Source organism: Parashewanella curva, from assembly GCF_003675895.1.
GTDB classification, from domain to species: domain Bacteria; phylum Pseudomonadota; class Gammaproteobacteria; order Enterobacterales; family Shewanellaceae; genus Parashewanella; species Parashewanella curva.
In genome coordinates this window covers 1-11,549 of the sequence record NZ_ML014846.1, presented here as the reverse complement: position 1 = coordinate 11,549, position 11,549 = coordinate 1, and the positions used below count along the sequence as shown (strand labels likewise).

Below are 11,549 nucleotides of genomic sequence, written 5' to 3'. Positions count from 1 at the left end.
AACTGAAGATGTGATCAGAAAGTATGTTCAAGAACAGTTGGCAGAGTTAGACAAAAAAGAGAAAAGTGCAGATCAGCTTGGACTGTTCAAATAAAACTCGGTTGCTTGCGGCCGAGTTCCTTTATCAGGTTATGATTCCTAGAGATTCTTTTATCGAGCAAAACCGGAAGACAAGGTAATGACAATCGGTATGATTTTGTCATTAGAGGCTAGTGAGACTGATTTACCTTGGTTGCACTTCAAAGTTCCATCACTCTCCATTCTCACAATCGAAGTATCAGAACTAACCAAAATATAGAAGTTTCCTTTAATCCTTTTTGCTGTGGTATTAAAGAAAATGGTGTCGGTTGCAGTGATAAACGGCTCGTAGTCAATGCCACTTGAAACAACACAATAGGTTTGCTCAACCGATTGCATGTTGTCCAAAATGAAAGTAGGTAGGCTTATCGTGACTCTTGCTGATATAGGGAGTGGCGCCGTTTCAGACAAACATGTAATTTGTGAGAGCTTTAGTTCAGGGACAAAGTAGCAGTTAAGCGATTCGTCGAATTTGGTAAGAGGCAAACTGTAAGGAGCATTATCAAACAAGTAAGAAACGTCTACACCAAATCGATCTGCAATCGTTAGTCTCTTTCCTCTTGGTGGTCGTTTATCAGAATAAAGCCAATTCTTAATCGTTGTTTTTTTCTCACCACTGATCTCAACAAGACTATCCTCTTTATTTATCAAATCTGGCAGGCGCTGCTCAGCGATAGCCAGCGCCTTAGTCCGAAAATCATGCTGTGACAAATGAAGCCCTCAAAATGAACAACTAATGAAGTTAATTTAGATACAACTGACAGCAGTATAGCCGAGCATAACTTTCAGAAACTTGAACGGAATGTTAAATAAAAATTAGAAAAGCCACTTGTTAGCGATTCTCGCACTGGCGGATCTTGTTCGCATTTTTATCTCGATTGCTTTCTAAATCTGTAGCGTCAAGACCTTCCATAAAGGTGAAGAATTCCTCGTTTTCTTTGATTTTTAAAAACAGATCTAACTCTGCATCATCAATTGAAAACCGTTTGTTGAAGCAGACTGACTGTATTCTGATGAAAATTGTGCCAGCACCGTCTTCATGTTTTTCTCGGTAAGATTTTACAGTTTGTTGTGCTTGGTACATCAACTCTGCATCATTCTCACTTAGCTGTAGTACCGTAATTTTTCTATTGTCATATAACTCATCTTTTAACTCTTCTGGCAGAGGGTAATCTGAATTTACTTGAACAAAAAATTTATGTTTAAAACTCACTGGCTCTTGAGGTGCTGTAAAATGAAAATCGATAACAATATCATCATTTTCTACAGATAATCCTTCTGGCGAACCAACAGCAACAACCATTTGTCGAGGGTCGATTTCATACGGGTTCATGGTCATTATTTTATACATGGTGGTAAGAGGGATGTTCATGCATCCAGCCATGAGCGTAGAAAAACATACAACGATAGCAAGGGACAACTTTTTCATTTAATCTCCATATTATTGTTATCAGGTCCGCTTAGTCTGATATCAGATTGATAAACATATAAATAGTTCATCAAGTCATGAAAAATTGTTAGATCTTTTACTGCTCTGAAGCCCAAAGTTGAATGTACCCAGCCAGTTCCAATGGTTTTTCAATTGGCAGCATATGTCCAGATCCAGAAGTCTCAAGAACTTTAATTTTGGTGTCATATTGCGAGGTATTATTTATCCAGATTTTGTTAACCAATGGATCATTTTCACTAAAGTAAAAATAGGATGGAAACTCGAAGCATTTAATATGTTGAGCTAAATCCATTCTAGAAGAAGTCAATTGATACTGGCTTATCAGGGTTTGCTCACCAAGATCATTGTCCATCTCAAGAATCAAATTAACTAACTCATCACTCTGGTGCTTGGTATCAAGCATACTGGCAGCTTTTTTACGACTAATTCCTGTATAACCATGCTGTTTGATATAACTGAGCATTTGATTGCGTTGTTTAATCTCTTCAGAAGGAAGTTCACAAGGGCTATTCGAGATCACAAAAAGGCGACTGATACATTCTGGATATTTCATTGCAAAATAAGTCGCAAGATATCCACCTAAAGAAAACCCTATGAGGTTTATAGCCTTACTTTGAATTTTGTCTTTAAAGATTTCAGTGATTTCATCTAAGTTTTTATCTAATGGAATATCTAGATAGACAAGTTCAAAATCATTCTCTAAGTAGGGGAGTATTTTTGACCATAGCTTTTCGTTGCACATGGTGCCGGGAATTAAATGTAACTCTATTTTTGATTTGGTTTTTGTCATTACTTCTGTTTACGAAAGCTTGGTTAATTCTGGGACTATTTGGTACTAACGTTAACACGCCAAGGAGGATAGAGTCGATTTTCACCAGCCCAATAGAGTTTGATTTTATTGCCAGAAGGATCAACAAGAATTGCTTCCTTCCATAGATATTTTTCCATTGTTGGATCTTGGATAAAACCAATCCCTTTGGCTTTGAGTTCTGAAACCTTCTCATCCAGTTTTTCAATTTCAAAGTAAATGACAGTGCCATTTATGAATTCTTTATCCTCTAAGGACAATGAGAAGCTTGCTTCACCATCAGGACATTCAAATCGAGCATAATGAGGTGTATCGACAATTTGAGTAAAGCCCAGTTCTAGATAGAATCTAACAGCATCTGACATATTGCTGACTGGTAAAGTGACTTGGTTAAGGTTCATTGAAATTACTTCCTTTTAATTATGCCAGTTTCTTAAGAAGCTATAGCAATGGTTTTAAGATTACAAGTTCAAATACATGGCTTCAAAATTTGTGTTCAATTTTGGCGTTTTTGTCTTTCTCGATAGTTATAAACATAAACCACGTTAAATCAGAAAAACAACGCTTAATTTACTAATGCAGGATTCGCAACTTGCCAGCAATTAAACCCACATTTGCTGGCAAATAGTCCTAATGTTGCCAGCAAGTTGTACCTGTAGTCGCAATTCAAAACTATATTACTCTCACTCCAACTCAAGCACTGGTAATCATTTAAAAAAGATGAAATAACAGGTTAGTTGTAGCTAAAGAGCAGGGGAGTTAACTATGGTAAAGCACACAGTAAAAACCAGCTTGGATGATGAAGACAAAGAGAAGTGGCAGCACTTCTGTCATCTAAACGGTTTGACTGAATCAGGAATGGTTCGCATGATGATCAATCAAGTCCTTCCTGACATAGCTTGTAATGATGAATTCAATCATGCTAAAAGCAATAAAGTTACCATTCGTTTATCTGACCATGATATTCAAAAACTCACTACTCAGGCTCAGCAAGAAGGTTATATTCACCGTACCAGCTGGGTAACGGCTTGTGTCCAATCAAACCTAACTCGCTCACCCGTTCTAACCAAAGAAGAAATCAAAGCACTTAGAGAATCCAACAGACAACTTGCCGCTGTAGGACGTAACTTAAACCAGATCGCTAGGGTGCTGAATATCGACTTCCGACACAGCGACAAAATCACCAAAGAAATGATCGAAGTGTTGGATAACAAAATCAATGAACACAAAGCCATAGTCAATAACCTCATCAGTCAGAACAGCAAAAGGTGGAATTTAGGCAATGAGCAATGATTCCATATCGGGTTTACTGAGTGGTGATGTTAGAACCAAGTCCAATCGCATCAAAGCAAGTCATCGTCATTCTAAAAAGCCACCGGAAGTGATGGTTAAAGTCAGTGGCTTTGGTTACAGCAGTAGCCACACGGCTAACCATTTTGATTACATCAGCCGAAACGGAAAGCTGGAGTTAGAAGACGAAACAGGCTTGGTGTACCAAGAGCAACAATCAATCCATCAACTCGCCAAAGATTGGAACGACTCTAATTTTCAACAACAGCAGCGCACTCGGCACAGTACACACTTAGTGTTATCTATGCCAAATGGCACCGAACCCAAATATGTTAAACAAGCGGTACGATCCTTTGCTAAAAAAACTTTCTCAGAAAACCACCAATATGTTTTTGCTCTGCACACTGATACAGATAGCCCACACGTTCACCTCACCATCAAAAACCTTGGCTTTGATGGTAGACGCTTACATGTCAGAAAAGGCTTGCCACAAATCTGGCGAGAGCAATTTGCTAAAGAGTTGGAACGGTTAGGCGTAGCAGCTGAGGCTACGCCTAGTTTGAAGAAGACTTTAAACTTTGGTAAAGAGATTACAGCTAGCTTTCACGAGAAAGCTCTTAAGCCTACTGAGCACTAACAATGCTTCACTTACTTTAATTTTACATTTGAAACCAGTTACGTATTATTTATGAGCAAATACTTAGATGTTAGATTGTTTTCTTGGCTGTCTTTTGGCTTTTTGCTTCTCCAAATAAGCAGAGACATCACTCGCTTTTTTGCGAGATATTGTTTTCATCAATGAAAATGAAATATTATCTATTTCAAAATCGTTTCTAATATCCTCAAGCATTGCCAGCCATAGATGTGCGGTCATTTCAGCATCGGCTAATGCACGGTGAAACACGCCTTCAGTTGGTAAGTTCTTATATTCAACTAACGTGCCCAGTTTATGATTGTAAGACAATGGATAAAGCCTTCGAGCGAGCAACATAGTACAAGCAAAAGTACCAGCGTATTTTACTCTGGCACATTTAAATTCTGAGTCGAGAAACTTTTTATCAAATGAGGCATTGTGAGCAACCAAATTATGATTTTCGATAAACTGGGCAAACTCTTTCATCACCTTTGAACAAGAGTCTGCATTTTTCACCATTGCATTGGTTATACCTGTATAATCCTCTATAAATGAATTGATACGAAAGTTTGGATTCATCAGCTTTTGAAAACGGTCGGTTATTTTGCCGTTTTCAATCAATACTGCACCAATTTCGATACCTCTGTCACCCATATTTGGCGATAACCCAGTTGTTTCAAAGTCAAGCACCACGACTGTATTTGCATTTTTGTTGTTTAGCATTGCGCACCTACACCAAGCTAGTAGCTTTTGCTGCTACAAATTCTAAAAATTCTACGGGGGTAATGGTCTGACTTTTGACGGTTAAAGATTGATTCGCTGACCCATTTTGGTTTACCTGATAAGAAAGAATAAAGCGAGGATCATCACTATATTCACTTTGTCGTTTTGCGACAATCCCCTTTAAGTGCTTACGGAGTAGACCTTTAGGATCTTGGTATTCATGGGTTAGAACTGGCTCAATCATAATATCCCATAACTCTTTTTCCAGCTCACCAGTAAAACTACCTACATTCCAACAAGCACAAATAATATCGATCATTTGTTCTTCATCATTTGGGCTACATAACTCGTAAGCGTATTCTGAAATAATTGTGGATAAACTTGGCAAGCCAACCTGCTCTGAGGTTAAATTCCCCTGCTTTTGAAATACAGACATATGACGATTCACTAGCTTTTGAGCTTTTTTAACCGCTTTTCTCTTTGTTAAATCATATTTTCTACGTTGCTTTCGTTGTTCTGAACTCATAGTCAAATGATTCCCCTAATATGCAAACATTATTATTTCATTCTTTGAGCAAGGTAAGGAGCACTGTCAACATACCTCTTAAGGAAATCTTCAGGATCTTGCTTTTCGCTTTTAATTTGGAAATAGACTTCATCACCATCTAAAGGAGTTAGCTTGAACTCAAGAACAAACCTTGGATCTAATTTATATCTTGTACTACGTAACTCAATTACTGAGCGTAAAACCTGTATTACTTGCTCATCATTTTGTAAGCCATAATAATCAAGCGAGGTTTGAATAAGCACCTGCCACAATAAATCTGCAATATCTTCTTGATAAATGCCTATATTCCAACAGCAACTTACCATATCAAGCACTTGTTCCAAATCATAACCGTCACCAATTTTATCAGAGTAGTCACTAATGATATTCGACATTGACGGCAAGCCTTTCATAGGTACTTCAAATTGTATCTCTGGTTTAACCAACGACTGTCTACGATTAATAAATTTTGTGATTTTTTTCGCAGTTCTCTTTTGTTGTAACTGAATAGCTCGACGTTGTTCACGAGTATATTTTGTCATCTTAATACTTCTTATTGCTTCGTTAACGCATGGTAGTTAATTTTATTAACTACCTACAAATATGTAATTGATAAATGCTACGCACTATACCAACTATCCGCCAATACCTCTGCTTGCTCCAATGCAAGCTTTATAGCTGCATCAGCGGCATCAGGTGGATACTTCCAACGTCTAAGCAGTCTACGCACTAAGTTACGCATTCTGGCTCTTACGGAATCTCTCTTGTGCCAGTCAACAGTGGCTGACTTACGCAGTTGGTGAGTAAGTTCAATAGCGAGTTGTCTAAGGTTGTCATCACCTAATTCTCGTACCGATGCTTCATTGTCGATAAGGGCACGATAAAAGGCGATTTCATCAGGCGATAGGTTTAGCTTGCTGGTCATTTCAGCGTCAGCTGCCATTTCTTTCGCCCACTTGATTAACTCTTCAATAACCTGTGCGGTTTCAATGCTGCGGTTATGGTACTTTCGCAAGGTTTCCATAATGCGGTCGGAGTATTTTTTCTCCTGTACCACATCGGTTTTCAGCCTTGCTTTTACTTCATCTTTTAGCAGTTTTTCGAGCAGCTCAACCGCAAGATTGCGCTCTGGCATGTTTTGAATGTCTTCTAAAAACTCATCAGAGAGCAAAGCGATATTTGGCTTTTCTAACCCCGCAACCGCAAAAATATCATCGACGCCTTCAGCTTTAACGGCATTATTGATGATGTGCTGAAAAGCTGAGTTTCGCTCTTCATCGGTACGTTTTTTATCTATGCTAGAGTGTTTTAAAAATGCCGTTTTTACCGCAGAATAAAAAGCCACCTCCAGCTTGTACTCGTTGGCTTCATCTAAGGTATTACAAAGTGAGAACGCTTTGGTTAAGGCCGCCATTTCGTCTAAAAAGCGACGTTTACCGTCACGCTCATTGTCTTTGGCTTTATTGGTGCTGAGTCCTGATAAGTGGTTTACCGCACCACGCAGGTACTTCATGGTGTTATCTTCAAAGTCATCAAGATAGCTAAAGACTTCGCCATCAACAGGGGTTGCGAACATGCCACGGATCACATCTATCTTTTCAACAAAAACTGAGAAAGCTTCAGCTGAATCATGGGTTGGTTTACCTTTACCGCTGCTGTTTGTGTAGGTCTTTAGGGCATTTTTCAGCTCACTGGCAATGCCGATGTAGTCCACAACCAAACCGCCTTCTTTGTCCTTAAAGACTCGGTTAACACGGGCAATCGCCTGCATTAAATTGTGGCCTCGCATTGGCTTGTCGATATACATGGTATGACAACATGGCGCATCAAAGCCAGTGAGCCACATATCACGCACAATTACTAATTGCAGCGGGTCATTAACGTCCTTAAATCGTTTCTCAAATAACTTTTTAGTTTTCTTGTCATAGATGTGCGGTTGCAGCTTAGCCTTATCTGATGCGCTACCTGTCATCACAATCTTAATGGCACCTTTGTCAGTATCTTCACTGTGCCATTCTGGTTTGATTGCGATAATGGCATTGTAAAGGTCAACGCAGATCTCACGGCTCATACCAACAATCATGGCCTTACCGGAGAATGTTTCGCAGCGAGTGGTAAAGTGTGCCACTAAATCCTGAGCCACTTGTTTTAGCCTTGGCTCAGCACCTACCAGCTTTTCAAGGTTTGACCATTGGGCTTTAACTTTTTCACGCTCCGAGGTTTCATCTTCCTCTGCAAGCTCTTCATCGACTTGTTCGTTAAGCTCTTCAATCTCTTGTTGATTGATATCCAGCTTAGCAAGGCGAGATTCGTAATAGATAGGCACAGTCGCACCATCTTCGACCGCATCTTGGATTTCGTAAACAGAAACATAATCACCAAATACTGCCCGAGTATCTTTATCATCAATGGCAATAGGCGTTCCAGTAAAGCCAATAAATGAGGCTCTTGGTAGTGCATCCCTTAAATACTTGGAATAACCGTAAACGTATTTATGATCAATAATGTTGCCATGCTCATCTTTAATGTCTTTTAGCTTGGCTTTGTTACCGTATTGGTTGCGGTGTGCTTCATCTGACATCACAATGATGTTGGAACGTTCAGACAATATTGGGTGTTCTTTTTCTTGCTCGGCCAAAGCAAACTTTTGAATGGTGGTGAAGATGATACCGCCAGACTGACTACGACCTAACAAATCCCGCAAGCTTTCTCTGTCATCGGCTTGTTTTGGTGTTTGCTTTAATACTTCATTCGCCATTGAGAAGGTATTGTAAAGCTGACCATCTAAGTCGTTTCTATCCGTCACCACAACCAAGGTTGGGTTGTTTAGCTCAGGGCGTTGCAGTAATTTACTGGCGAAACACACCATAGAAATGCTTTTACCACTGCCTTGGGTATGCCATACCACACCAGCTTTACCTGAGCCTTGTTTAATATTGGCTAAGGCAGTGCTTTGCGCTTTAGGGAAGTATATAGGCGTCGCACTCACTGCAACCATTCTTTCGTCAACTCTTTGTTCATAAAGAAAGTCGGGTTGCTTGGCGATTACCGTTGCTTCAACCGCAGCACGAACCGCATGGAACTGATGATAACCCGCAATCTTTTTGATGATGGTGTCGTTATCTTGTTCGAACAATACAAAATAGCGAATATAGTCTAATAGCAACTCAGGCTCAAAAAAGCCACGAATTAAGGTTTCTAGTTGAAACTCAGGTAATGGCTTGTCGTTTTCGTCTTTCACCGTTTTCCACGGCATAAAGCGTTCTTTATTGGCGGTTAGCGAGCCAACACGAGCTGTCCAGCCATCGCTGATCACTAAGGCTTCATTACAAATAAAGAAGTCGGAGATTTCTTCTTTGTAGGTTTGAATTTGGTTATAAGCATTCCAAATGTCAGCGTGATCATCAGCAGGGTTTTTAAGTTCAATAACGGCAATGGGTAAGCCATTGATGAATATCACCACATCAGGGCGACGGTTGCCCTTTGTACCAGTTATGGTGAACTGATTTACTACCAAGAAGTCATTATTGTGTGGGTTGTTAAAATCAAACAACTGAGCATGGGTATGCTTGCCAACGGTTTCGCCACCTTCGAATACGCTATATTCAACAGGTACGCCTTCAATTAAGTATTTATGAAAGCTGCGGTTGTTCTTAATGAGTATTGGCGTTTCAGGTGTGCTAACGGCACTGACTATCTGGTTTAGTGCTTCAATTGGCAAGCTTGGGTTTAGCAATTCAAGCTGATTTAACAAACGCTGCTTGAGTACCACTTGATGATAGTCTTCACGTTCTGGCTCTGTACCGTCAGGCGCTATGTCATAGCCGTTTTTGTAGCTATAGCCTAAACCAGTAAACCAATCTAGGCATTGTTGTTCGAGTTGATCTTCGGTGATCATGGGTAGCGTCCTTTACAACTTGATTTATGTTCAGCTTAATATCCGGAGCTAAGTCCGGAGCTACATCCGGAGTTCATTCAAGTCCGGACTTTGCCTTGATTCAAGAAACTTAGAATCAAGATTCAGTTATTTGTTAACTGAGTGAATAATTTTCAGCTTCAATGATTCAGAAAAATCATCTTCCATGATAATTGAAGTAATAATTTCTTTAAGTAACTCTTTATCTATTTTGTTTTCAGCGACCCAAACCACAATGTTTTCCATTTCATGCACAAATTTTTTCACGCAATAGTCATAGCCGTTTAGTTCTAAAAAATAAGCGCCTAACACCAAGCTTGAACGTTTGTTGCCGTCATTAAAAGCATGAAACTTGTTGATGGAAAAAACCAAGTGATTGAGCTTTTCTTCGAGGTTTGGGTAGTATAAATCGTTCTGAATGTGTTCAAGCACACTTTCCAATTGACCGATATTTTTTGTTCCCGTTAAACCACCAGAATGGTCGATAATCCAATCGTGCACTTTAACAGCATGTTTTACATCAAAATATAAAATTTGGATATCCATTAGCGATCCTTAAGGCGCTTTAACACATCTAAGGTTCGGGTATCTTGTAACTGTTCTTCTAAGCTGCGGCTTTTTTCGCCTAAAAACTTATCAAAATCACCTTGAGGAACGGACTGAATATAATGTTTCAGTTTTTGATGTAAGGCGCTGCGAAAGCCAAGATCTCGGCTTGCCATTTTTATTCTGGCATCTTCAAGTTGTGGCTTTAAATATGGATTATTAGCAGCACGCTCAATAAGTTGGTCAAGCTCATTAGGCGATAGTTTTCGTTGGTGTTGCTGATAAAATGCCTGCATATCTTGCGCTAAACCGTGCTCAAAGCTGACAATCGTTCTCAGCACTTCGCTATACATGGTTTCTCTGGCTTTATCTTTTTCAGCCAGTTTAAGCACTTGTTTATATTCGGCAGCATTACCCAAAAACACGACCTGATAAATCTTGTCGGTATAAACGGCATACTTGTGATTACTCATGTTCAAATAATCGCGCAGTGCATCGGTAAACTGTTTCCGATAGCTGTCTTCCATATAGGCGCTAGGCAAATAATCTTCATCACGCTGATTGATAAACTTGGTATGTCCACCTGCTTTTTGAGCAACAACATCAAGCACAATATCTAAAACACGATTACGAATAGCCTTGGCTTTTTCGCTTTCGGTCACCAACATACTGAGGTTTAATAACGCCCTAAAACTGAAGATCCCAAGGCTTGGCGCTTTTGGGTCAAGTATGTCGACGACATTGATGTCGTCGACATAGGTTAACTTTATGGTTTTTAAGGCTTTTCCTTTCAGGATTTTATATCCGTTTGCTTTAAGCTCACCGCTGTCTTTAGCTAAATAACGATCAATGGTTCGTTCATCAATATCTAATATTCCAGCTGCTTGAGCTTTGGTAAAAACGACTTCCCCTTCAAATACCAAACCGCTGACATCAAGGTGTTGTTCCAATGTTTTTAATGCCATTGGATTATTAAGGATATTCTGCCTTGCTATTTGTGACGTGGTTAACTCATAGCTCATGGATGTTCCTTAGTTGATGTATGTGGTTTAAGGTTAAGGGATAAATCGTTCATTAATGTCTTTGTAACTTGTTGTCTACAAAGTTCAAAATAGATTTTTATTGTCTGGGTTTATTACTCATTCAGCAAGGAAATATTATGTTTACTGGGAATTATTACTTTCAATTTCCTCATTCAATTCACATGCTTTTTGCACAATGGACTCAGCGGCAATACTTATATAGTCATCGGGTAGCTGTATACGTCTTAATTTCCGGCCAACAATATTTCTCAACCTTGCTTGTACGCTTGGCTTTTTATGCCAATCTACACCAATTTCGTTGCTATTGATAAAATCAATTGGGTGTAGATCTTTTAGATCGACAAACATCATGAAAAGATCATTAATTATCAATGGGATGACTTTGAAAAATAGTGCGAAAGGAGCAATTTTATAGTACTTATCAGTTTGCAAACACAACAAGTCTATAAAAAGGCTCCTTTCATGAAGCTAGCATACTCAAACTCTCTCGAATATCCATACTTTTCTGAAGCTA

At 39.2% G+C, this 11,549-nt stretch carries 13 protein-coding genes; 2 read left to right on the top strand and 11 right to left on the bottom strand.

What is annotated here, in order from left to right:
• Positions 1 to 150 precede the first annotated feature (150 nt).
• The 4 genes from D5018_RS19030 to D5018_RS19015 form a co-directional block, all read right to left on the bottom strand.
• Positions 151 to 789: a hypothetical protein gene (locus tag D5018_RS19030; protein ID WP_121840571.1), complete on the bottom strand. Its 639-nt coding sequence runs from the start codon at positions 787 to 789 to the stop codon at positions 151 to 153.
• A 121-nt stretch (positions 790 to 910) separates the two neighbouring features.
• Positions 911 to 1,507 (bottom strand): hypothetical protein, encoded by a 597-nt coding sequence (locus tag D5018_RS19025; protein ID WP_121840570.1) that lies wholly within the window; start codon positions 1,505 to 1,507, stop codon positions 911 to 913.
• Between the two features lie 97 nt (positions 1,508 to 1,604).
• A complete protein-coding gene (locus tag D5018_RS19020; RefSeq protein ID WP_121840569.1) occupies positions 1,605 to 2,318 on the bottom strand; it encodes an alpha/beta fold hydrolase in 714 nt (237 codons plus the stop codon).
• A 35-nt stretch (positions 2,319 to 2,353) separates the two neighbouring features.
• Positions 2,354 to 2,737: a VOC family protein gene (locus D5018_RS19015; RefSeq protein ID WP_121840568.1), complete on the bottom strand. Its 384-nt coding sequence runs from the start codon at positions 2,735 to 2,737 to the stop codon at positions 2,354 to 2,356.
• 364 nt (positions 2,738 to 3,101) lie between these two features.
• Between D5018_RS19015 and mobC the strand changes: the two genes are divergently transcribed.
• Together mobC and D5018_RS19005 are read left to right on the top strand one after the other, a co-directional pair.
• Complete coding sequence (mobC, locus tag D5018_RS19010; protein WP_121840567.1) at positions 3,102 to 3,629, top strand: plasmid mobilization relaxosome protein MobC; 528 nt, start codon at positions 3,102 to 3,104, stop codon at positions 3,627 to 3,629.
• A complete protein-coding gene (locus tag D5018_RS19005) occupies positions 3,619 to 4,263 on the top strand; it encodes a relaxase/mobilization nuclease domain-containing protein (RefSeq protein WP_121840566.1) in 645 nt (214 codons plus the stop codon). The genes mobC and D5018_RS19005 overlap by 11 nt, the downstream gene beginning before the upstream one ends.
• Before the next feature lie 63 nt (positions 4,264 to 4,326).
• On the opposite strand, the gene D5018_RS19000 is transcribed toward D5018_RS19005, so the two are convergent.
• The 7 genes from D5018_RS19000 to D5018_RS18970 all read right to left on the bottom strand — a co-directional run bounded on the left by D5018_RS19000 (position 4,327) and on the right by D5018_RS18970 (position 11,386).
• On the bottom strand, positions 4,327 to 4,983 hold the full coding sequence (locus D5018_RS19000; protein ID WP_121840565.1) for a 3'-5' exonuclease: 657 nt from the start codon (positions 4,981 to 4,983) through the stop codon (positions 4,327 to 4,329).
• A 7-nt stretch (positions 4,984 to 4,990) separates the two neighbouring features.
• Entirely contained in the window at positions 4,991 to 5,509 is a 519-nt protein-coding gene (locus tag D5018_RS18995) for a hypothetical protein (RefSeq protein WP_121840564.1), read from the bottom strand.
• Between the two features lie 32 nt (positions 5,510 to 5,541).
• On the bottom strand, positions 5,542 to 6,072 hold the full coding sequence (locus tag D5018_RS18990; protein ID WP_121840563.1) for a hypothetical protein: 531 nt from the start codon (positions 6,070 to 6,072) through the stop codon (positions 5,542 to 5,544).
• A gap of 77 nt (positions 6,073 to 6,149) precedes the next feature.
• Positions 6,150 to 9,428: a type I restriction endonuclease subunit R gene (locus tag D5018_RS18985; RefSeq protein ID WP_121840562.1), complete on the bottom strand. Its 3,279-nt coding sequence runs from the start codon at positions 9,426 to 9,428 to the stop codon at positions 6,150 to 6,152.
• A gap of 126 nt (positions 9,429 to 9,554) precedes the next feature.
• Positions 9,555 to 9,992 carry a type II toxin-antitoxin system death-on-curing family toxin gene (locus D5018_RS18980; protein ID WP_121840561.1) on the bottom strand — a complete coding sequence of 146 codons (438 nt, stop codon included), beginning with the start codon at positions 9,990 to 9,992 and terminating at the stop codon, positions 9,555 to 9,557.
• Positions 9,992 to 11,014 carry a DNA-binding protein gene (locus D5018_RS18975; RefSeq protein WP_121840560.1) on the bottom strand — a complete coding sequence of 341 codons (1,023 nt, stop codon included), beginning with the start codon at positions 11,012 to 11,014 and terminating at the stop codon, positions 9,992 to 9,994. The genes D5018_RS18980 and D5018_RS18975 overlap by 1 nt, the downstream gene beginning before the upstream one ends.
• A gap of 141 nt (positions 11,015 to 11,155) precedes the next feature.
• Complete coding sequence (locus D5018_RS18970) at positions 11,156 to 11,386, bottom strand: type I restriction enzyme endonuclease domain-containing protein (protein WP_133309340.1); 231 nt, start codon at positions 11,384 to 11,386, stop codon at positions 11,156 to 11,158.
• Positions 11,387 to 11,549 lie beyond the last annotated feature (163 nt).